General features: G+C 66.8%; 23 protein-coding genes. 14 read left to right on the forward strand and 9 right to left on the reverse strand.

The window, feature by feature from the left end:
- Positions 1-97 precede the first annotated feature (97 nt).
- From EAH89_RS21640 to EAH89_RS21670, 7 genes are all read left to right on the forward strand, one after another.
- Positions 98-301, forward strand: coding sequence for a hypothetical protein (locus EAH89_RS21640; RefSeq protein WP_206667638.1), 204 nt, complete (start codon positions 98-100; stop codon positions 299-301).
- Positions 291-1,982 carry a circadian clock protein KaiC gene (kaiC, locus tag EAH89_RS21645; RefSeq protein WP_140885797.1) on the forward strand — a complete coding sequence of 564 codons (1,692 nt, stop codon included), beginning with the start codon at positions 291-293 and terminating at the stop codon, positions 1,980-1,982. The genes EAH89_RS21640 and kaiC overlap by 11 nt, the downstream gene beginning before the upstream one ends.
- The gene (locus EAH89_RS21650) at positions 1,979-2,320 is read left to right on the forward strand and encodes a circadian clock KaiB family protein (RefSeq protein ID WP_140885798.1); all 342 of its coding nucleotides are present in this window, start codon (positions 1,979-1,981) and stop codon (positions 2,318-2,320) included. Before kaiC ends, EAH89_RS21650 begins: the two co-directional genes overlap by 4 nt.
- Entirely contained in the window at positions 2,317-2,655 is a 339-nt protein-coding gene (locus EAH89_RS21655) for a circadian clock KaiB family protein (RefSeq protein ID WP_140885799.1), read from the forward strand. The genes EAH89_RS21650 and EAH89_RS21655 overlap by 4 nt, the downstream gene beginning before the upstream one ends.
- The gene (locus EAH89_RS21660) at positions 2,642-4,396 is read left to right on the forward strand and encodes a response regulator (RefSeq protein ID WP_140885800.1); all 1,755 of its coding nucleotides are present in this window, start codon (positions 2,642-2,644) and stop codon (positions 4,394-4,396) included. Before EAH89_RS21655 ends, EAH89_RS21660 begins: the two co-directional genes overlap by 14 nt.
- A 254-nt stretch (positions 4,397-4,650) precedes the next feature.
- On the forward strand, positions 4,651-5,808 hold the full coding sequence (locus EAH89_RS21665; RefSeq protein ID WP_140885801.1) for a DUF3405 domain-containing protein: 1,158 nt from the start codon (positions 4,651-4,653) through the stop codon (positions 5,806-5,808).
- Between the two features lie 859 nt (positions 5,809-6,667).
- A complete protein-coding gene (locus EAH89_RS21670; RefSeq protein WP_140885833.1) occupies positions 6,668-6,874 on the forward strand; it encodes a TOBE domain-containing protein in 207 nt (68 codons plus the stop codon).
- A 60-nt stretch (positions 6,875-6,934) separates the two neighbouring features.
- Here EAH89_RS21670 and modA read toward each other — a convergent pair whose 3' ends face one another.
- From modA to EAH89_RS21685, 3 genes are all read right to left on the reverse strand, one after another.
- Positions 6,935-7,711 carry a molybdate ABC transporter substrate-binding protein gene (gene modA, locus EAH89_RS21675; protein ID WP_140885802.1) on the reverse strand — a complete coding sequence of 259 codons (777 nt, stop codon included), beginning with the start codon at positions 7,709-7,711 and terminating at the stop codon, positions 6,935-6,937.
- Positions 7,712-7,779: 68 nt separating this feature from the next.
- Entirely contained in the window at positions 7,780-8,886 is a 1,107-nt protein-coding gene (locus tag EAH89_RS21680; protein WP_140885803.1) for a molybdopterin-dependent oxidoreductase, read from the reverse strand.
- 123 nt (positions 8,887-9,009) lie between these two features.
- The gene (locus EAH89_RS21685) at positions 9,010-9,417 is read right to left on the reverse strand and encodes a hypothetical protein (protein ID WP_140885804.1); all 408 of its coding nucleotides are present in this window, start codon (positions 9,415-9,417) and stop codon (positions 9,010-9,012) included.
- A gap of 101 nt (positions 9,418-9,518) precedes the next feature.
- Between EAH89_RS21685 and EAH89_RS21690 the strand changes: the two genes are divergently transcribed.
- The 4 genes from EAH89_RS21690 to EAH89_RS21705 all read left to right on the forward strand — a co-directional run bounded on the left by EAH89_RS21690 (position 9,519) and on the right by EAH89_RS21705 (position 14,208).
- Positions 9,519-9,869 (forward strand): winged helix-turn-helix domain-containing protein, encoded by a 351-nt coding sequence (locus EAH89_RS21690; RefSeq protein WP_140885805.1) that lies wholly within the window; start codon positions 9,519-9,521, stop codon positions 9,867-9,869.
- Between the two features lie 560 nt (positions 9,870-10,429).
- On the forward strand, positions 10,430-12,373 hold the full coding sequence (locus EAH89_RS21695; protein WP_140885806.1) for an APC family permease: 1,944 nt from the start codon (positions 10,430-10,432) through the stop codon (positions 12,371-12,373).
- Between the two features lie 804 nt (positions 12,374-13,177).
- Positions 13,178-14,086: a tyrosine-type recombinase/integrase gene (locus tag EAH89_RS21700; RefSeq protein ID WP_140885807.1), complete on the forward strand. Its 909-nt coding sequence runs from the start codon at positions 13,178-13,180 to the stop codon at positions 14,084-14,086.
- Complete coding sequence (locus EAH89_RS21705; protein ID WP_140885808.1) at positions 14,020-14,208, forward strand: site-specific integrase; 189 nt, start codon at positions 14,020-14,022, stop codon at positions 14,206-14,208. The genes EAH89_RS21700 and EAH89_RS21705 overlap by 67 nt, the downstream gene beginning before the upstream one ends.
- 145 nt (positions 14,209-14,353) lie before the next feature.
- On the opposite strand, the gene EAH89_RS21710 is transcribed toward EAH89_RS21705, so the two are convergent.
- The 3 genes from EAH89_RS21710 to EAH89_RS21720 form a co-directional block, all read right to left on the reverse strand.
- Positions 14,354-14,626 (reverse strand): hypothetical protein, encoded by a 273-nt coding sequence (locus tag EAH89_RS21710; RefSeq protein WP_140885809.1) that lies wholly within the window; start codon positions 14,624-14,626, stop codon positions 14,354-14,356.
- A gap of 136 nt (positions 14,627-14,762) precedes the next feature.
- Positions 14,763-15,119: a MarR family transcriptional regulator gene (locus tag EAH89_RS21715; RefSeq protein WP_241667140.1), complete on the reverse strand. Its 357-nt coding sequence runs from the start codon at positions 15,117-15,119 to the stop codon at positions 14,763-14,765.
- A 131-nt stretch (positions 15,120-15,250) separates the two neighbouring features.
- Positions 15,251-15,964 carry a choice-of-anchor K domain-containing protein gene (locus EAH89_RS21720; protein ID WP_140885810.1) on the reverse strand — a complete coding sequence of 238 codons (714 nt, stop codon included), beginning with the start codon at positions 15,962-15,964 and terminating at the stop codon, positions 15,251-15,253.
- Positions 15,965-16,291: 327 nt separating this feature from the next.
- On the opposite strand from EAH89_RS21720, the gene EAH89_RS21725 reads away from it, so the two are divergent.
- Positions 16,292-16,540, forward strand: a complete 249-nt coding sequence (locus EAH89_RS21725; protein ID WP_140885811.1) for an acyl carrier protein — start codon at positions 16,292-16,294, stop codon at positions 16,538-16,540.
- Between the two features lie 100 nt (positions 16,541-16,640).
- Here the strand turns inward: EAH89_RS21725 and EAH89_RS21730 are convergent, their stop codons facing one another.
- Positions 16,641-16,877, reverse strand: coding sequence for a helix-turn-helix domain-containing protein (locus EAH89_RS21730; RefSeq protein WP_140885812.1), 237 nt, complete (start codon positions 16,875-16,877; stop codon positions 16,641-16,643).
- Between the two features lie 750 nt (positions 16,878-17,627).
- Between EAH89_RS21730 and EAH89_RS31790 the strand changes: the two genes are divergently transcribed.
- Positions 17,628-17,969, forward strand: a complete 342-nt coding sequence (locus EAH89_RS31790; protein ID WP_140885813.1) for a hypothetical protein — start codon at positions 17,628-17,630, stop codon at positions 17,967-17,969.
- Between the two features lie 99 nt (positions 17,970-18,068).
- The gene (locus tag EAH89_RS21740; RefSeq protein ID WP_140885814.1) at positions 18,069-18,473 is read left to right on the forward strand and encodes a response regulator; all 405 of its coding nucleotides are present in this window, start codon (positions 18,069-18,071) and stop codon (positions 18,471-18,473) included.
- Positions 18,474-18,596: 123 nt separating this feature from the next.
- On the opposite strand, the gene EAH89_RS21745 is transcribed toward EAH89_RS21740, so the two are convergent.
- Together EAH89_RS21745 and EAH89_RS21750 are read right to left on the reverse strand one after the other, a co-directional pair.
- The gene (locus tag EAH89_RS21745) at positions 18,597-18,839 is read right to left on the reverse strand and encodes a hypothetical protein (RefSeq protein ID WP_140885815.1); all 243 of its coding nucleotides are present in this window, start codon (positions 18,837-18,839) and stop codon (positions 18,597-18,599) included.
- A gap of 42 nt (positions 18,840-18,881) precedes the next feature.
- Positions 18,882-20,999 carry a diguanylate cyclase gene (locus tag EAH89_RS21750; RefSeq protein WP_140885816.1) on the reverse strand — a complete coding sequence of 706 codons (2,118 nt, stop codon included), beginning with the start codon at positions 20,997-20,999 and terminating at the stop codon, positions 18,882-18,884.
- Between the last annotated feature and the right edge of the window lie 207 nt (positions 21,000-21,206).

Below are 21,206 nucleotides of genomic sequence, written 5' to 3' on the forward strand. Positions count from 1 at the left end.
GCATCTCGAAGCACGAGAGAATTTGGCTGCGAGCCACCATCATTTGTAATACATTGGCACTTCCTAGCCCTGAAAGGGCGTCAACATCAAAACGCCCGTGACAGTACGGATTGAAGCAGGCCTGCTGGAGGAGCTGCGCCAGCTCGCCCGGGAAGAGAACCGCACGCTGACGAACTTGATCGAGACAGTCCTGCGGCAGCGGCTCGCAGGGGCAGTTCCGTCGTCCTCAGCCAGCGAGGCCAAGGCCGTGCCCGCACGCACGGCAAAGCGCAAGAAGGACAAGCCGACCAATGCCGCCTGAGGCGACCCCCTCGACATCGCTGCCCAAGCTTGCCACGGGCATCTCCGGCTTCGACGACGTCACCCTCGGCGGCTTGCCGGCCGGTCGGCCGTCCCTGATCTGCGGCGCCGCCGGGTGCGGCAAGACCCTCTTCGCGGTGACCTTCCTGGTGAACGGCGCGACCCGCTATGGCGAGCCCGGGGTCTTCATGAGCTTCGAGGAGCGCGCCGAGGACCTTGCGGCCAACGTTGCCTCCCTCGGCTATGACCTCGATGGGCTTGTGGCCGAGGGCAAGCTGGCGATTGATCATGTGCGGGTGGAGCGCAGCGAGATCGAGGAGAGCGGCGAGTACGACCTCGAGGGCCTCTTCGTCCGGCTCGGCTACGCGGTGGACTCCATCGGCGCCAAGCGGGTGGTGCTCGACACCATCGAGACCCTCTTCTCGGGCTTCACCGACCCCGCTCTGCTGCGCGCCGAGCTGCGCCGCCTGTTCGGCTGGATCAAGGAGCGCGGCCTCACCGCCGTGATCACGGGCGAGCGCGGCGAGGGGCAGCTCACCCGCCAGGGGCTGGAGGAGTACGTCTCGGACTGCGTCGTGCTGCTGGACAACCGGGTCGAGGACCAGATCACCACGCGCCGGCTGCGGGTGGTCAAGTACCGCGGCTCGGCCCATGGCACCAACGAGTACCCGTTCCTGATCGATGCCGATGGCATCAGCGTGCTGCCGGTGACCTCGTCCGGGCTCGATCGCCCGGCCTCGAGCGAGACGGTCTCGAGCGGCGTGCCGGGCCTCGATGCCATGCTCCGCGGCGGCGGCCTGTTCCGGGGATCCAGCATCCTGCTGTCCGGGGTGGCCGGGACCGGCAAGACCACCTTCGCGAGCCAGTTCGCGGCGGCCGCGTGCCGGCGGGGCGAGCGTTGCCTGTCCTTCGTGTTCGAGGAGAGCGCCCAGGAGATCTGCCGCAACGCCCGTTCGGTCGGCCTCGACCTGGCGGGCTGGGTTGATCAGGGGTGGCTCCGGTTCGAGGCGGCCCGCCCCAGCCTCTACGGCCTCGAGATGCACCTCGCGCGCATGCACCGTGACATCGACCGCTTCCGGCCCGACGTGGTCGTCGTCGATCCGATCTCGGCCTTCCGCGGTCCCGGCACCGAGGTGCACGCGACGCTGCTGCGGATGATGGACCTGCTGAAAAGCCGGGGCATCACGGCCCTGTTCACCAGCCTGCGGGCGGACGGCGCGATCGCCAACGGCACCGACCAGGGCTTGTCCTCGCTGATGGACGCCTGGATCAAGCTCGAGGAGGTCGAGGCGAACGGCGAGCGGAACCGCTGCCTCTACCTCATCAAGGCCCGCGGCCTCAGCCACTCGAACCAGGTGCGCGAGTACCGCATCACCGACACCGGCATCGAGTTGATCGAGCCCTACATCGGCCCGGAGGGCGTGCTCACCGGCACGGCGCGCCTCACCCAGGCGGCCCGTGAGCAGGCCGCGGCCGCGCGCCGCCGCCAGGAAGGGGAGCGGCGCCAGCGCGAGCTGGCCCGCCGTCGCGCGGCGCTGGAGCGGCAGATCGGTGAGCTGCGCGCGGCGCTCGAGGTCGAGGAGGAGGAGGCCCGGCTGCTTCTGGCGCAGGAGGGCCATCACGAGGCGGCGCTGGCGAGCGACGCCGTGGCGGTCGCGGCCCGACGCGGAGCGGCCGAGTGAGCCATCCGCCCCCCCCACCGCCCGAGCAGGACCCGGACAGCGACCCGGATCCCGGTCACTACCACCTGCGGCTCTATGTCGCGGGACAGACAACGAAGTCCCTTGCCGCGATGACCAACCTCAAGCGCGTCTGCGAGGAGCACCTGGCTGGCCGCTACGAGATCGAGGTCATCGACCTGCTGGTGAACCCGAGGCTGGCCGCAGGGGACCAGATCCTGGCGATCCCGACCCTGGTGCGGAGGCTGCCCGCGCCGCTCAAGCGGATCATCGGCGACCTGTCGAACACGGAGAAGGTGCTGGTCGGCCTCGACATACGCCCCAGGGCGGCAGCGCCTTGAGCGATGACCACAGCGATGATGCGGAGACGCCTAGCTCGCCGCCTTACCGGCTGCGCCTTTTCGTGGCGGGCAGCACAGTACGATCAAGGCAGGCAATTGAAAACCTAAAGCGCATCTGCCGGGAGCAGCTGGACGGAGACGTCGATCTTGAGGTAGTCGATATCTATCAGCAGCCCGCACTGGCCGAGCGCTACCAGATCATCGCGGCGCCAACTCTGGTCAAGCTGCTACCACTGCCGATCCGGCGTATCATCGGCGACCTGTCTGAAACCGAGCGGGTCCTTCGAGGCCTGGATCTGATACCGCAGCGACAACAATCTGATGACACCGATTGATCTGCAAGGCGCCGACCCGGCGGCGCTGATCGCGCGCGTCCAGGACCTGGAGGCGCGCCTGCAGGAAAGCGAGGAGACGCTCGGCGCCATCCGGCGCGGCGAGGTCGACGCGCTGGTGGTGGGCGGACCCGTCGAGGAGCAGCGGGTCTACACGCTGGAGAGCGCCGACCGGCCCTACCGCGTGCTGATCGAGCAGATTCAGGAGGGAGCCGTCACGCTCGCGCTGGATGGGACGGTCCTGTACTGCAACCGCTGCCTCGCCGAGATGCTTGGCGTGCCGCAGGAGCGCGTCATCGGGCACTCCCTGCGGCCGCTGGTTCTCCCCGAGGACCAGCGTGCCTTTGACCGGCTCTTCGAGGACGCCCAGCACGGCGTGGCCCGTCGCGAGCTCACGCTTCGTACCCCGCTTGGCGGCCGCGTGCCGGTCTACATGTCGTTGAGCCTGCTCCGCAGCGAGGAGGGCGTGACGCTGCTCTGCGGGGTGCTCACCGACCTCACGGAGCAGAAGCTGCGCCTACGGGAGCTGGGCGAGGCCAACGAGCGCCTTCTGGAGGAGATCGCCGAGCGCGAGCGGGTCGAGGACGCGCTGCGGCAAAGCCAGAAGATGGAGGCGGTCGGGCAGCTCACCGGCGGTCTCGCGCACGACTTCAACAACCTGCTGACCGGCATCACCGGCAGTCTGGAACTCCTGCAGACCCGCGTGGCCCAGGGCCGCATCAAGGACGTCGACCGCTATGTCAACGCGGCACAGGGGGCGGCAAAGCGGGCAGCGGCGCTGACGCACCGGCTGCTGGCCTTCTCGCGGCGGCAGACGCTCGATCCCAAGCCGACGGACGTGAACCGTCTCGTCGCCGGCATGGAGGAGCTCGTCCGGCGCACCATGGGGCCGGCGGTCAGCGTCGAGCCGGTCGCGGCGGGTGGCCTGTGGACGACCCTGGTCGATCCGAGCCAGCTCGAGAACGCCCTGCTGAACCTGTGCATCAACGCGCGCGACGCCATGCCGGGCGGGGGCAAGCTGGTCATCGAGACCGGCAACCGCTGGCTCGACGAGCGCGCGGCCCGTGAGCGGGAGCTGCCGCCCGGCCAGTACGTCACCCTCTGCGTGAGCGACGACGGCACCGGCATGCCGGCCGAGGTCATCGCGCGCGCCTTCGATCCCTTCTTCACCACCAAGCCGATCGGGATGGGGACCGGGCTCGGCCTGTCGATGATCTACGGCTTCGCGCGGCAGTCGGGCGGGCAGGCGCGGATCTACTCGGAGGTTGGTCAGGGGACGATGATCTGCCTCTACCTGCCTCGACATCTTGGAGAGGCGGTCGAACTCGAAGTGCTGACGAAGCTGTCCGAGGCTCCTCGTGCCAGGCACGATGAGACGGTGCTCGTTGTTGATGACGAGCCAACGGTGCGCATGCTGGTCGCGGAGATCCTGGAAGACCTTGGCTATACAGCTATCGAGGCTGCGGATGGGGCAGCGGGGCTCAAGGTGTTGCAATCAGATGTGCGGATCGACTTGCTGGTAACCGATGTTGGCCTTCCCGGCGGCATGAACGGCCGTCAGGTGGCGGATGCCGCCCGCGTGGCGCGGCCGGACCTCAAGGTCCTGTTCATCACGGGCTATGCCGAGAACGCGGTGCTCAGCCACGGGCACCTGGAAGCCGGCATGCATGTGCTGACCAAGCCCTTCGCCATGGACGTGCTCGCGGCTCGTATTCGAGAGCTTATCGCAAGCTCTTCGGGCTGAGATCTGGAACAGTTCCGGCTGTCGTCCTAAAGGATCCTCAGCAGGTCAAAAGGTGAGTTCCACATTTAGCATGGCAGGGTACCGTCCCCGATATGGCCCGCCTTGCACACCGAAACCCAGCAAATCCGGCCAAACCCGCTCCGCCAGTGGGCCTTTCACAGCGACCTACACACGATCTATTCCCGTCGTCTAAAATATGATACTGCATCGAATCTCCGCTTTCATGCCGGTTTGATGCGGAAAGAGATGGCTCCATGCTCGAATCCGCGGCTTCCGGGCCCGTTCCCACCGTCGTCCTGTTCACGTCCCACCTGGTCACCCCCGGCATCGTCCGGCAGTTCCAGGCCCTGCGCCGCGCCTGCCCGCCCCACATCACGGCCGTCTGGCTCATGCACGCGCCCCCGGGGGCGAAGCGCCCCCGGTTTTTGCGCAACACCCCCCTGCACTTCGTGACCACGACGGAGATCCGCACGCCCGAATACCCCGCGAAGTCGGCGGGCGGGCCGGAGTGGATCTTCCACTCGGGAGGCCACACCGACCTACCGGTTCTGCATTTCTACCGGCAGCACCCGAACTACGAGCGCTACTGGTACATCGAGTACGACGTGCGCTTCAGCGGCCGCTGGGAAACCTTCTTCGCGGCCTTCGAGAACAGCAAGGCCGACCTTCTCACGACCACGATCCGCAGCGCGGCGGCCGACCCGGACTGGTGGATCTGGTTCAAGTTCGGCACCCCCGAGGGGCCGGGCGCGGTGGTGCCGGGATTCCGCTGGGAGCAGCGCATGGGCGCCTTCATGCCGGTCTTCCGCGCGAGCCGGCGGGCGATGGAGACCATGGACGCGGCCTATCGCGAGGGGTGGTCCGGGCACCTGGAGGTGACCTGGCCGACGATCCTGCACAACGCCGGCCTCCTCCTGGAGGACATCGGCGGCGCCGGCGCCTTCACGCCGCGCTACCGACGGACCCACTTCTACAGCAACACCCTTCTCGAGCCCTCCTACTACCCCGGCAGCTTCGTCTACCGCCCCCTGAAGTGGCCCGTGTTCCGGCTCAAGCGGAACTACCTCTGGCACCCCGTGAAGACCTTCAAGGACAGCCTGAAGGAGAGCTACTGGGCCATGCGCAGCGCCCTCACCCGGTGGCGGTACGGCGACGTCGTGGCCTACAAGGCCCTGCCGGAGAGCCTCAACCCCTACTACCTCGAGTTCATGGAGGAGACGGACGACCACCTCGCCTACCGCGAGGGCCGCAACCCCGCGGGCCCGCTCTCGGTGCTGGGCGAGCACGTCATGTGCAGCCTGCTCCGCTCGGGCATGACGGACGAGCAGGTCGGCGCGCAGATGAGCGTGCCCGCCGAGGATGTCGCCCGCCGGCGCGCCCGCTGGGGGCGGGAGCACGCGGCGTTGGGGTGAGCGCGGGCGGGAACCACCGTCAGGCCTCGATGGGTGGCAGTGGCGAAGCCGATAGAAACGCCAGCCTCGCTCAGCCTGCCACCAGCCTCATGAAATCAAGCAAACGCAGGCCAAAGCCGCCCCTCCAGCGGGCCTACCGCAGACACCTCTGCACGATAATCCCCCGCCTACCGTGCCTGCAGCGCTGGGCGAGGCAGGGGCCGCAATGATGGTGCGGCCCCTGGTCGATGGCCTGATTGGAGATGGGTCGGCCTCAGCACAGCTCTACGAGCCCCTCCGTGCACGAGCATCCGTTCATCGCTGAACGGATGTCAGCCGCCGGAGCCGCCCAACTGTGACGGATCCTGGGTGCCTGGGGTACCGGCCTGCGGGTCCGGAGGGCCGGCTGACGGAACAGGCGAAAGAGGCGAGGCGGCAGCGCCCGGAACGCCAGCGCCCTGGTCGGGGGTCACGCCGCCTGGAGCATTGGGCGTCGGGGCCGTGGAGACGCTCGGCTGAGGGGCTGGCGACTGAGCAAAGGCGGGGCTTGCGATCAGAGCAAACGCGAGCGCTAGGCTGTGCTTATACATAAGGGTTTTCCTGGGCCGACATGGCCCGTCGATCCAACGCTACCGTTTGTAGCCCGTTTCTTCGGCCAAAGTTGCGCCATCGGCACCGCGTCACCTGGCGAACGTCAGAACCCCGCACTTCCTTAGATCGATACCATTACTCGGCAGTCTGCTTGAACCGCCAAGGAGGACTACGCACCGCAATTGCTCGTGATCGCGGATTTAGTCAGTGCCCGTAGCCCTCATGGCGGATTTCTGGACAGGATGATCGTTTGGAGGGTGATCACTGCAGAGGACTGGAACATATAATGATGAAGTTGAGCGCTCGCAATCAGATCAAGGGCAAGGTCACCACCGTTCAGAAGGGTCAGACGACGGGGCACGTCCACATTGATATCGGGAACGGGATCACGGTCCATGCCTCGATCACGAACGAAGCGATTGACGATCTCGCGTTGAAGGTGGGCGACGATGCGATCGCCGTGATCAAGGCGTCCGACGTCATGGTTGCGAAGTAGAGGTTAGGTAGGTCGGCTCTGATCGGCTCTTAAGCCGATCAGAGCCCTTCTGGTCGTCGGTCACTCGGCCGTCGAGAACCCTCGCTGAGCGAAGATCGCTCGTGCTTCAGGTCCAGCTAGGAACTCCAGGAGGGCGCGAGCCTCTGGTACATCGCGCTCCCGCAGGACGGCGAAGGGATAGGTGATGCGCTCGTGGCTGCTCTCAGGAAAGACGCCGACCACGGCGACACCGCTGCTGACCGCGGCGTCGGTGGCGTAGACGATGCCGGCCGGGGCCTCACCTCGTTCAACCAGGAGGAGGGCGCCGCGCACGTCGTCGGCGCGCGCCAGCCGTGGTTCCACCTGGGCCCATAGTCCAAGCTGGGTGAGTGCCTGTCGTGCATAGAGCCCGACCGGTACATGGGCCGGGTCGCCCGTGGCAATCCGGCCTCTTGGCCCGAGCAGGGCAGGGAGGTCGAGGTTGGAGTTGATCTCGATGGTTCGGGCCTGATCCTTCGGAACGATCAGCACCAGCCGATTGCGCAGCAGGTCGCGGCGGGTGTCCGGGGCGATCAGGTTGCGCTCCGCCAGGTAGTCCATCCAGCGCTGGTCGGCCGAGGCAAACAGGTTGACCGGTGCTCCCTGCTCGACCTGCCGGGCCAGCGTCGAGCTCGAGCCGAAGGAGAGCCGCAGCGGCCCGTGCCCGGCCCGCGCCCAGGCTCCCGAGATATCTCGCATCGCATCGGTCAGGCTCGCGGCGGCGAAGACCGTGAGGGACTCTGGCCGCGGCTGCGCATGGGCGCCGGTGAAGGGCACCACAAGTGCCAGCGCGGCAAGGAGGAGGCCTTTGCGTCGCATGGAGAGTGTCTCCGTGGTATGGGTTTGAGGGTGCTGACAGTCAGAGCGATTAGGCTTCCGCCGCAGGCCTAAGCCGGTCCTTCTCGGCGGCGGGAGAGCATCGCGAGACCAAACAGTCCCGACAGCAGCAGCGCGAGACTGCCCGGCTCCGGGACTGTCGTGACGCGAGTGGTGTCCAGCACCTGCAGGCTCACGAGGTTGCTGACATAGCGGCCGCCGGCAAGATCACCAGGCACCACCAGGCGAGCGAAACCGTCAGCGCCAAGCGGCTGACCATCCTGGGCGAACGCAACCAGATTGGCGTTCGCGCTACCTCCGAAGCGCGGGTCCAGCTCGCCCAGGGAGAAGGCTGCTTCGTAGCCGTCACTGCCGGTCGCGAGCACGTACTGTCGAAGCTCGGAATTCTTTACTCCCGGATCGGTGACCAGACCGGCCGACACCAGCAGGGACCAGAGCGATACGCCCGTGAAGATCGCTGAGACAGGCCGTCCGCCGCTGGTGTAGGTTACGCTCTCGGTCAGCGCCGGCAGGGCAGCGAGACTCACCGCGTCATAGAGGGTGGGACGCTGGACCAGTCCGGACAGGGTGAAGCTGGACGAAGAGCTGCCTCCCTGTGGTGGGTTCGACGGGGCCTGAACGACATCGATCCCAGCCAGATTGGAGACGTAGCGTCCCCCCGCCGCGTCACCGGGCGCGACCGTCCGAGCGAAGCCGTCCAGGCCGAGCGGTTGCCCATCGCGTGCGTAGGCGATCAGCGCCGGGTTGCGGCTACCACCGAAGCGAGGGTCAAGCTCTCCGCCGGAGAAGGCGACCGCATACCCATCGCTGCCGGTCGCCACGACCACGTTGCGCAAGGTGCTGTTCCTGGCATCAGGGACAGGCGTCAGCCCGGCACCGCTCAAGACTGACCAGAGCGTCGGGCCGGTGAAGGCGGCCGAGACCTGGCCTGTGCCGGTCCCGTAGGTGACAGCTGTTGTCAGTGCTGGAAGCGCCTGCAGATCCGCAAGAGCATAGCTGCCAGGTCGGTCGACCGCCCCGCCCAGATCAAAGTTGCTGGTTATCGGCGCGGCGACCGCTGCGGGAGCGCTCGGCAGGAGCAGGGCCGCTGTCACCAAGCCAGCCAAGCAGTTGGCCAGAAGGGGCCGCGTCCAGCCGGCGGAGCCGTCTGCAGTCATGGGTGAACTCCCTGGAGAGAAGAGGCAGAACCGCGCGGGGCTCAGGGCGTCAGTTGTTGAACTGGCTGATCCCCATGGAAGCGGGCAGGTTCGCGAGGGAACGGTCCTCGGGAAAGCGCCGGACTAGTTCAGCCGGGACCGGGGCACTGGCAGTGCCAGCTCGGCTGCTCGCCCCATCTCGGCCAGTTCGCCCGGCCTGAGCGTGAAGGCCACTCCGAAGCCGTCGGTGGTGCTGAGACTAAGGATCAGCCGGTTGTGCTCCGTCGCCTGCTCCACCTTCCAGGAGCTGAGCGGGTGAGCAATGCGGGCATCGGTCTCGCCACGCAGTGCCAGGGCACGTTCCAGGATGCAGGGTAGGGTAAGCAGCAGCCCGCTCAAGACCTCCACCGGGAAGTCGAGATGGGACGCCGCCCCACTGGCTTGGGCAAAGCCAAGCCGCACCCGCCTTCCATCGGGTGACAGGGCCCAGGTCGTCAGCCGCTCACCCGCAACACCGCGCGTCGGGGGCTCGCCGTCCAACTCGCCGCTCATCCCAGACCCTCCAGTTGATCAAGCGTCATATTCGAACGGATATAGCGCGCGCGCCAGCCCTAAGATGCGGCAGTGCGGCGCCAGAGTGATAAGCTGTGCCCATGGCTCGCCTGACCCTTCGTATCGACTTCGACCAGGATCGTGCCCTCGGCCCCGGCAAGGTCCGCCTGCTGGAGCTCATTGGGGAGACAGGCTCCATCTCGGCCGCGGGCCGCGCCATGGGCATGAGCTACCGACGCGCATGGCTGTTGGTGGACGCGATGAACCAGACTTTCCGCCTGCCGGTTGTCGAGGCGCGCGGCGGTGGGGCCGGTGGTGGTGGCGCCAGTCTGATGCCGTTTGGCGCTGAGCTGATCGCCTGCTACAGGGCCATGGAGCAGGAGACACAGACCGTCCTGGCACAGCGAGTGGCTATCCTGGAGCAGTCCCTCGCGACAGCCGTCCAGTCATAAGCAGGATCGTCAGGCTCCTGCACTAGGCCTTCTGGGCACTCCAGGCCGAGCGGTAGGCGCGACGGGTGCCCTCGCCACGGGTGCGGGCGGCTTAGACGGCGGCGCGGGCCGAGAGCGCCTGCAGCTCGGACGCTTGCTCCGGGCTTCCTGGCACCCGCAGGTCGCCTAGCAGGCGGGTGTGAAGCACCAGGGCCTCGGCCGCAGCGGACGACGCGTGGGCTGGCGCATCGGGCGGCCTGGGCGGGGGAGGGGGCGTGGCGTCGTCCATGGGCTAATCTCGCCCAGGCCGTTCTGCCGGGAAAGCGCTCGAAACCGTGCTCGTCCAGCACGTCTCTCCGCACGATCAGCCTCAACAGAATGCCTGAGGTACAAGGTTGGGGTGCTCGCGATGTGAGGGTGTCCATTTGCCGCGTTGCTCCAGCCATAGCTGGTCATGAGCCCACGTCAGCTGTCGGCCGAGGATCGCCGGCTTCGTTGTCATGCCACGTGGAATACTCCCGCCGGTGATCCTTCCGGGCACTCGGGCGTTCTATTCGGAGTAACTCACGGCGCGAGACTTCATGTCGATCAGCACGCTTCTCTTCGGCCGACGGCTTGCGAACCGGGAAGCCGAAGGCCGCAAGATCGGCGCCTTCGAGGGCGTGCCCGCGATGGGGCTCGACGGGCTCGGCTCTGCCTCCTACGGGCCGGAAGCGATGCTTGCCGTGCTCGCGGTGGTCGGGGCAGCGGGCCTTGGCGTGGTGCAGCCCGTCACCTGGGCGATCGTCCTTCTTCTGGCCATCGTCTTCTTCTCCTACCGCCAGACCATCGCGGCCTATCCAGCCAGCGGCGGCAGCTACACCGTGGCGCGGGAAAACCTCGGCCTCAATACGGGGCTGGTGGCCGCGGCGGCGCTGATGGTGGATTACATGCTGAACGTCGCGGTCGGCATCTCGGCCGGGGTCGGCGCGCTGACCTCGGCGCTTCCAGCCCTGCATGCCTACACGTTGCCTTTGTGCCTCGGCATTCTCGCCATCATCACGGTCGTGAACCTGAGGGGCACGAAGGAGTCGGGCCTCGCTCTGGCGTTGCCGACCTATCTCTTCATTGGCTCGCTGTTCTTCATTCTTGGCTACGGCGTTTGGAGGAGTTGGAGCGGCCACGCGGAACCCGTGGTTCCGCCGCCCGGCGCGGCAGCGGGTGAGGCGACAGAGGCAGTGACCCTCTGGCTTATCGTGAGGGCTTTCGCCGCGGGCTGTACGGCAATGACCGGCGTCGAGGCTGTCAGCAATGGTGTCAGCGCCTTCCGTGAGCCCACCGTGAAGCACGCCCACCGCACTCTGACCGCAATCGTCGTCGTGCTCGGGACGCTGCTGTTGGGCATCGCTCACCTGGCTCAAGGCTACGGCATCCTTGCCATGAACCAAGAGCAGGACGGCTATCAGAGCGTCGTCTCCCAGGTGGTTGGGGCCGTCTGGGGGAGGGACTGGCTGTACTACGTGACCATCGGCAGCGTGCTCGCGGTTCTCTGCCTTTCGGCGAACACGAGCTTTGTCGGCTTCCCGCGCGTTTGCCGTCAGGTGGCGGAGGACGGCTACCTGCCCCGCGCCTTCGCCCTACCCGGGCGGCGGTTGGTCTATACGGCGGGCATCCTGTTCCTGGCGGTTGGAGCGGGAGCGCTGCTCGCCGTCTTCGGCGGCATCACGGACCGGCTGATCCCGCTCTTCGCGGTCGGTGCCTTCCTCTCCTTCACCCTCAGCCAAGCCGGCATGGCGCAGCACTGGCGGCGCTCGGCAGGCGGGCGCGCCGACCGCACGCGGCTTGGGGTGAATGGGCTGGGGGCCCTCGCGACGGGCCTCGCCCTCATCGTCATCCTCGCCGCGAAGTTCACGGAAGGCGCTTGGCTGACCGTCGTGGTGATCCCTCTGACTTTCATCCTGCTCCGGGCCGTGCGCCGCTACTATAGCAGCATCGAGAGCCACATCCTGCCAGAGGGGCTGCGCGAGGTGCGACTGGTGGAGCATCAACCGCCCGTCTTCCTCGTCCCACTGATGCGCTGGGACCGGCTGGCGAGCCGTGCGGTCCACGCAGCGGTTCGCCTTTCACCCGACGTCGTGGCGCTGCACCTTGAGAATCTGAACGGGCCGGACGCCGGAGCCGAGGAGGGCGGACTACGGGAGGAGTGGAGGCGGCAGGTCGAGCTTCCCGCGCGGCGGGCGGGCGTACCGGTGCCACGCCTTATCGTAGAGGCCTCACCCTACCGAAGCCTGCTCGCCCCGACCCTGCGCACCATGGAAGCGCTGCGGGGAGAGAAGAGGGGGCGACCGGTGGTCGTGGTGCTGTCCGAGTTTGTGGGTGGGCGCTGGTGGGAGGTGCTGATGCACACCCACCGCACGAAGCGGCTCCGGCGCCAGCTTCTACGCCATGGCGGCCCGGATCTCGCCGTCCTGATTCTGCCTTGGCAACTCGAGGCGCCTGAGACGGAGGAGGTCCTCACCGAGGAGGAGCCGGTCGCCGCTGGGTAGACAGGCCCCCCGAGCTCGCCATGGCACGAGAGCCCGCGCTCAATCCCGTCAGCCGCCGAACTCTCATCGGCTTTGCCCTGCGATCGGGTGCCCTGACGATCGGAGGCGTAGCCACGATTGTTCTCCATCTTCTGGAGTGGCCGAGCGCACTCTGCTTTGGGAGTGCCCTGTGCGTTCTTGCGGCTGTATTCGCGGTCGGACGGGCAGCGCGTCGTGGTGAACTACTCGGATCGTGCCCCACGGCGTGGTGTAGGAGCGGTGCTCCTCAGCGGGCTGAGCCGCCTGGGACGAGGCTGCCGCGTTCTGGGCAGCGTTCCTTGCTCTTCATGCCGCGCAGCGTCTCTCCGGCTGACGAGCTTCCCCTGGGCAGTCCCGTTAGCGGGATAAACCCCCGCTATCATGCATCAATGGTGAACTCGACCGCGGCGGGGCAGGGGCGTGTCATAGTCCATGCGGCACCTCGGCGCCCTCTTCCGTCCGGGAAGCGGGATTAGCGGACGGAACGGTCCAGCCTGTGGCGGAACTCGGCTCTGGCTCCCCGAGAAGCACGAAAACCCCAGCAAAACCGGGCTTCTCCGGTTATTTACGCACGATAATGACCCATTATCGTGCCCAAGGGGCAGGGAGGGGGCGGTTGCCACAGCTGAGCGCCGCCGGGCACACTTGGGAGGGGCGGATCGGCGCCAAGGGGGCGCCGCAGGATCGGCTGGAGCGGGGCAGGGGAGTGGGGACTCTAGTAGGAGCAGCGGCGGTGTCGCCAACAAACACGCGACTTTCCTCGCCCTCGCAGACGGACGGCGCGGTGTGACCGAGCGCCCTGGAACAAGCCCGCCGGCCGTCCCGGCGGCGGTGGTGCGCTTGGCGGCGGGCGCGCTGCCGGCGGAGGCGCTGGCGGTGCTGGCGGGACCGGTCGGTGAGGCGGTGGCCCGCGCCGCGGGCTACGCCGGGCGGGCGCTGTCGGAGAACACCAGGCGCGCCTACGCGTCGGACTGGCGCGCCTTCTGTTCCTGGTGCGAGGCGGGCGGCGTGGCGGCCCTGCCGGCCGCCCCCGTGGTGATCGCCGGCCACCTGGCGAGCTTGGCCGCCACGCTGGGTCGCAGTGGCTTGCGCCGTCGGCTGGCGGCCATCGCGCATCACCACCGCCAGGCCGGGCATCCCTGGGAGACGCGCCAGCCGGCGATCAGCGCCACCATGCGCGGCATCCTCGCCACCCACGGCAGGCCCGCCCGCCCGGCGGCCGCCCTCACCTCGGCCGAGGTCAAGCGCCTGCTGGCGAGCTGCGGCACCGACGTGGCCGGGGTGCGGGACCGCGCGCTGCTGCTGGTGGGGTTTGCCGGGGCGCTGCGGCGCTCCGAGCTGGTGGGGATTGACCGCGAGCACCTGCGCTTCACCAGCGAGGGCATGACGGTGCTCATCCCGCGGGCCAAGCGTGACCAGGAGGGGGAGGGGGCCTCGATCGGCATACCGCGCGGGCTGAACCCGCTCTCCTGCCCGGTGCGGGCGGTGGAGGCCTGGCTCAAGCGCTCACGCATCGAGTGGGGGCCGGTGTTCCGCCGGGTGAGCGCCGCGGGTGGGCTGGAGGACCGGCTGACGCCGCAGGGGGTGTGGAGGATCCTGCGGCGCCGGGCCGAGATGGCAACCTCGTGGTGGACGAGCGCGAGCGGCTCTCCCCGCACGGGCTCAGGGCGGGGTTCATTACGGAGGCCTACCTGAAGGGCGCGCTGGACGAGCAGGTGGTGCACCACACGCGGCAGCGGAGCCTCGCCACCACCCAGGGCTACCGCCGGCGCGCCAAGATCACGCAGGACAGCCCAGCCCGGCTGCTCGACCTTTGAGCGAGGAACCGGGGAGGGTGAGTGGGAGGGGCACGGGCGTGGCAGGGTTAGAGAGTGAGAGGCGCGCCTTCTCGAATGGGCTGGCGCGTCAGCGGTTCAGGACGCGGCGACCGGCTGGTTCCGTCGTCCACAACGTCGGTGTTTTCTAGGCGCTGAACTGTTCCTCGAACACGCCTGTCAGCACGCGCTCGAGTTCGCGCTTCACCGGGTCGTGGCCACTCTGCTTGAGGAACTCCCCAAGCTCCAAGCGAACGTTGCCCTGGTACAGGGCGCCACCCCGGCGGGCTTCCACGTTTTCCCAGACGTGCTCAACGTGCAGAACGCACTGTTCGGTGTCGAACACCAGGAACCAACGGTCCTGACTGTTACTAACGGGGCTGGGTGGCGTCTGGTGCAGTTGACGGCGAAGTTGGGTCATTCCGTGCTTCCATATCGAGGTTGCAATAAGCGGTACGCGACGCTGAGCCAATTAGGAAGCGTCGCATTCGCATATGATTGTGAAGGGGAGCCGTGAGGCGCTTCCTCTGGAGGGCCGCTGAGGAGTAGCCGGCCGTCTACTGGCCTGACCGGGCCTCCCGCATGATCGTGCGGAGCTCGCGGATGAGGGCCGTGCCTTTGACGGTACGCCCCACCAGCACGGACCGGCGATCCTGCGGGTTGGGCAGGCGAGAGACGAGATCCGCCTCGACCAGGCGGTCCAGAGCCCGCGAGACAGCGCTCTTCTGCAAGTCGAGGGCTTCGGCGAGATCGCGTCCGGTGAGCGGGCCGGCGTAGACGTAGACCCTCAGAAAGACGGCGAGTTGCCGCGCGGTCAGGTCAGGTCCATCACGCCGGACAAGAGCAACGATTGTCTCGTGCAGGAGGGCGACGAACTCATCCGGTGTACTCGGGCGCGGCATGCTGGTTTCCATCGCGAAGCGTCGGGCCGAACGGCCCGTCAAAAGGGGAGCGGGCGGTGACCCGGCGCTGTTCGGGGAGAGGCCGGGCGCTGACGCCCGACCTTTGGCAACCGGCTGGCCGAGCGCCCGGCACCTGCCCTGCCTCAGGCCGGCGAGGTGGCCTTGCGCCGACGCACCAGGCCGAGGCCGAGGAGGCCGGCGCCGAAGAGGGCCAGCGAAGCGGGCTCGGGCACCGGTACGGGCGCGGCGACAACGTTGGCGAGCAGCCTCAGGGTGGAGATGGATCCCTCGGGGTTGGACCAGATGCCGGTGAGGGAGTTGAACGAGCCGCGTCCCTCTTCCTCGAAGTGGAGACCCGTCAGGGCGTAGCCCGGGATGTTTGCCGTGTAGCTCGCGGCGAGAAGGTTGAGGATGAGGTCGCCGGCGGGGTTCTGGGTGTTCTGGATGTTGAGGTTGAAGGCCGCGCTCCCGAGGCCGGCGGGCGAGGTGAAGAGGTTCGAGAGGCTCCAGGTGACGTTGAAGCTGTCATCGGTGCGGTTGTCGGCGGTGGCACGGTTGGTCCAGTTGAGCTGGCCGAGGGTGACGTTCTGCCCGTCGAGGTCGGTGGTGGTTCCGGCGTCAACAGCGGTCAGCACGGAGGAGATGAAGACGGAGGGGCTGCCACCGAAGCCGTTCTGACCGCCCCAGTAGACCTGGTTCGGGCCGTTCTGGACGCAAGTGGCGGGATTGGTGCAGCCGGTGATGCTGCTGAGGGTGCCGTTGGAGGAGTAGGTGACCGAGGCCGCCGCGGCCGAGAGGCTGGTGAGCGCCAGCGGGGCGGCAAGGGCGGTGCCGAGGAGGAGGTGACGAAGGCTCATTCCTGATGGTCCTGTTCGAGGCCGAGGGGATCCGGCGACAGGACGAATGGCAATTTAGATGCCAAAACGAAACTACAACAACATCATTACGTTGCGCCGTGAGAATGGTTAACCCTCGCCGAGGTGTAACGTTTCTCGACAGACGAACCCAGCGTGTGGGCTCGGTCGCGCCCCCTCTAGCGGGAACTGAGAGAGCCCGGCCGGACCAGCCCAAGTCGGCGCCCAGCGGTAGTGCGTCGGTGACGATTAGGTCACTGCCTTGAGCTCGAACCGTTGTCGCCCGGACGAACTACAGCATATCGCGTGAGATGACGGTGGAGATGCTGGGTGGCTGACGGCGCGGTTCGCACGACGATCCTGGAGGTTCTACGTCCGAAGGTGGAGCAGGCCGGCCTTTCAGTGGAGGCCCTCGGTGACGAGGACCTTGTGGGCCTTGGCATCATCGACTCCATCGACGTGATGAACCTGATTGCGGAAGTCGAGCGGCGGACGGGCTGCAGCTTCGTCTGGGACATGTTCGACGCGGAGGACGGCCTCAGCGTCTCCGCCCTTGCCACGGCGTTCCAGGCGAAGTGAGCGCCACGATCGAGCCACTGCCTCGATCGGGCGAACGAGGGTCGCGGCCAGTTGATGCGCCTGGCGCTTGTTTGGAACGTTCAACTCCCAGTTGCCTTGGTCACCTCTTCTCTGCCTCCCGCATCTGCACCCCGGCGCTGTCTCCGCTCGCAAGGATGAACTCCACACCGGCCGCCTCCAGGCAAGTGCGGATGATGGCGAGCGTCAGCGCCTTCGGCCGCCCATTCCCCGCTTCCACGTAGCGCACCGTCTCCACCTTGATGCCGGCGTGGTTGGCGAGCTGTACTTCGGTCCAGCCGAGGAGGGCTCGAGCTTCACGGCACTGCTCCGGTGTCATAAGCCAGCCTTCCGGAGTTTGACGCCTGGCTCACCGCCAGTGATGAATGTGACGCCCGCTGCCTACAGCGCCGGACCGGCCTCTGCGCTTCCGCGCGGCGCTCGCGAGCACCTTTCTGGCCGGTTTGGAGCTCACGCGCGAGGGGAAACTCTCGCTCACGCAAGAGGAGCCGTTTGGGCCGATTGCCCTCGACGTGTGCAGGGTGAGCCATAATGGTGTTCAGGACGCAACCTGACTGAGGTCGTCGGGCGTGCCCTGATTGCCCGCTTCACAGATTGAAGTTGCCACAACCAGGCTGTCCATCCTCCGGGACTGTGGCGCACCACTCTTCGGAGATGTGTTGTCGTGGGCAGCTTCCATCGCTCTCGCGGCCGCTGTCCAGATGCTGCGACCGACGAGGCTTATGAGGATCGACGGGTGGTTTAGCACCCTCCCGGCCGGACGGGCGCTGTGGCGGTGCACCGACGTTAACATCCAAACTCTCATCGCTGTGCGGATCGGCAAGGTCATCAAGCCCTGTCCACTCGGCGAAAGTCAGACCTGTGCCAGGGACCAGGACGCAGCGGATCCGCGCAACCTACCTGGCTGGCTGAACAGCTCGTCCTATGCCATGGCGAAGCTCTGCTTTGACGAGCAGGGCACCGATAAGGTCGAACTCAGGAGGCATGGAACTTCCTCTCTCTGTGCTGCGCTTTCCCCACAGTCGGCTGCAGTGCCACCATGGCCTGTGCCCGAGAAGGACCTTAGATATTGGAGGCGGCAGCCATGAATCAGGATAGGACGGATCAGAAGCGCGACGAGGAGACCGGGCACTGGGTCTCCGATTTGAAGCCGGGCGCGACCCACGAGGCCAAGCTCGACAAGGGGGTTGAGGACACCTTCCCCGCCTCGGACCCTGTTCACAAGGGCGGTGCTACCGGCTTCATCTCCCCGGATGGTAGGGATACGGCGATCCACGGTCAGGCGGCTGCGTGGAACAGCCAGTCAGCGAGGACCGCCCGTGCGGCTCTCAACCAGCACCCGTTGCCGGCCCTTCTGATTGCCGGGGCAGTTGGCTTCGTGTTCGGGCTCCTCACCAATGGTCGGCGATAGGTTGCAACAATCGTGCTGATATTGCCCGTCGGAGAGCCAAGTAGGCGTCGCGCCCTGTTCCGGCCGCGACGCCGTCGCCCAACGTAGAACGGTGGTTGAATGACGTGCGACGTCCTTGTCCTCGACGACGACGAGCTGGTCCTGGACGTGATGGTCCAGGCCCTGGAGGACGCGGGCTACGCCGTGCAGATGGCCGAAAATGCAGCCACCGCGCTTGAGTACATTGAAGGCTCAGAGCCGTGTCAGGTTGTTCTTACCGACATCAACTTGGGTGAGCCGCTGAACGGGTTTGCTGTCATTGAGCGGACTCGGATCGCTCGTCCAGACATCAAGGTGATCTATTACTCGGGCCTACCGAGCAATTGGCATGGCCGCGCGCTGGGTCAGCAGGAGCGGAGGCTGAACAAGCCGTTCCGCTTCGAGGAACTGCTCCGAGTGATGGAGGATCTCAAGGTCTGGCCCAGCAATCCTCCAACGCTCGGTCGTGCTCGAACAACCTTTTAGCCGCGATCTGTCAGCCGTCAGAACCCCCTGCCACGTCGGGGCAGAAGCGAATTACTATCTCCGCCCACGCGGCAATCACACCAGCGTCGGATCATCCGCTCAGCGGTATCAAACAAATTCAAATTAGGCCAGCAACATCCACACCAGACGCGTGATCATAAAAAGACCGACGATCAGGTCGATGGTGGCAGTTCTGAGCGCCTTACGCTTTCGAGTGTCTTCCGCAATCCTGGCGCTAACAGCCATGACGGCCTTGAAGCACTCCCACTCCGCATTGAGCGAAGGGTTGATCGCTGCTCGTGCATCCGCCGCGTCGCAGGCTTTCATCATGGCGCACGCCACCACCAGCGTCTGTCGTTCACTCATTCTCATCTGTAGTACCGCGGTAAATTAGTTGCGATATGATAACTATATTCGCTTGGCTGTAGCCTGTGAAGGTTCGCAGCTGCTGTTTTCAGTCTCATTTGCGATTCTCGCTGGGTTCGATGCCGGCCGGCTCACCCGCTGGCGCTCCAGTTCATCCACCGTCAACGCTGCCAAGTCGGCGAGAAGAGCGCGCTGGGCCGCGTCCAAACCCGCCCGTGGCGTCCAGTCGAGCACGCAGAGCGCACCCAGGTGGTGCTGACCCTCAGGGCTGACCAACGGCATACCCGCGTAGAAGCGGATCCCGGGCGCCCCGGTGACCAGCGGGTTCCGCTCAAAGCGCGGGTCCGTGGTCGCGTCCGGAACAATGAGGGGAAGGTCTCCTGCAATGGTGTGGGCGCAGAATGCCACCTCCCGCGGCGTGCTCACGGCATCCAGGCCGTAACGGCCCACGAAGAACTGCTCGTCCCGTCCAACCAACGAGATGACGCTCGTCGGGGCGCCGAGCAGACCGGCCGTCAGGCGCGCGATCCGATCGAGTGCTTCGGAGTGGCCGCAATGGTCCTCACTGTGGTAGGCGGCCACGGCCGCGAGCCGCCGCTCCTCGTCAGGGAGGGACGGGGGCAGCGGCGACTTGGGCAGGTCCGACGAACTGACCGCTCGGTTGCGGCCCAGGCGCTTGGCCTCGTAGAGAGCCTGATCCGCCTTGGCGATGAGGCTCTCCACCTCGTGGCCCTGCGACATCGCACGCGAGTGAAGGGTGGCGCACCCCACGCTCACCGTCACGACCTTGGCCGGGTTGCCCTCGTGCTCCCACCCGAGCGCTTCGATGCCGGTCCGGATCGTCTCCGCCAGGTGCAGGGCGCCGGCCTCGTCGGTGTTCGGCAGGATCACCGCGAGTTCCTCTCCACCGTAGCGCGCCGCCAGGTCGCCGGGTCGGCGCACCGCCCGAGCAAGAACCCCGGCCGCGGCCCTCAGGCAGGCGTCGCCGCGCTGGTGTCCGTAGCGGTCGTTGAAGGCCTTGAAGCAGTCCAGATCCAGCATGAGCAGCGACAGAGCGCTTTCCTCACGCGCGGCGCGCCGCCCTTCGTGCGCGAGGACCTCGTCGAAGTGCCGCCGGTTTGCCAGCCCCGTGAGCCCGTCGGTGTGAGCGGCCTCGATCAACTGCCTCTCTACAAAGAGCCGGCGCCGCATCTCCTGGCGGAACAGCGCACACAGCACGACCAGCGCGGCGCAGAGCGTGCCGAGGATCAAGGCCATGACAATCGCCTTCCTCTCCCAGGCGGCAAAGACCTCATCCACCGATACCGCCACGCTGAGCACGAGCGGCAGGTCGGCCACGTGCCGGAAGGTGTACAGGCGGGTTACCCCGTCGAGCGTGGCCTTCCCAACAAAGCTGCCGGAGGGAGCGCTCAGGAAGCGCTGGAAGGTCGAGGTTCCGCTCAGGTCTCGGTCCACGTCCTCGTCGCGCGAGGGCGTCCTGGTCAGGACACGGCCGGCGGTGCTGAGCAGGGTCACCGAGCCACCGCGGCCAAGATTGATCTTGCTGAACAGGTCGTTGAAGTAGGCGAGTTGAACGGCGCCGGCGACCACCCCCGCGAACAGTCCCTCGCGGTCGGCCACGCGCCGGCTGAGGACGATACTGAAGCCTGGATGCCCCACCCGGCTCCGAAGAGGCCGGCTGACGAAGAGACCGGTTTCGGGCTGATCCCGGTGGACGGTGAAGTACTCACGGTCGGCGAAGTCGTAGGACGGCGGCGTCAGCGCGGTCGAGACCGCGGTCGCCTCTCCCGTTGGCCCGAGCACGAGGAGCGAGCCCAGATACTCCGCGCCCGCGGTGCGGTCGAAGAGGGCCATGTGCCGCACCTCCGGCTCGGCTTTGTCCAAGCCGGGCCGCTGCAGGGCTCTGATCGCCCCCTGCACGGACCGATCAACGAGGGCGATGTTCCGCGCGATCTCGCGCTCGAGGGCCAGCGCAAGATTAGCCGACGCCTGCTCGGCTTGGTTCCACGTGTCGTTGCGGGCTTCCGCGACGACGAAGGCACCGGCCGCAAGCAGCCCGAGCAACAGGCCGGCTCCCAGAGCAGCCATCCAGCGCATGGCGGACGGAGAGCTCAGTTTTGTTTGTAGATCCGGCAGCGGTTCGGCGTCACGCAGTGCCATTTAGCGTCCCGCCGCGGCTCGTTGCTGTTGACGCACACGATGAGCGAAGCTGTTTAAAAGGAAGATAACGGCTTAGCGGCATCGCAAATGAACGCTTCTCCAAGTCGGCAGGATGAGACAAAGCGTTCCCGAAGAAGGTAGGAGAGCCAAGCCGAAGGTCGATGTTCATGCCGGTGGGCATGGCCAAGGCTGGCTACTGCCGCTTCA

The organism is Muricoccus nepalensis, from assembly GCF_006438825.1.
GTDB lineage: Bacteria > Pseudomonadota > Alphaproteobacteria > Acetobacterales > Acetobacteraceae > Roseomonas > Roseomonas nepalensis.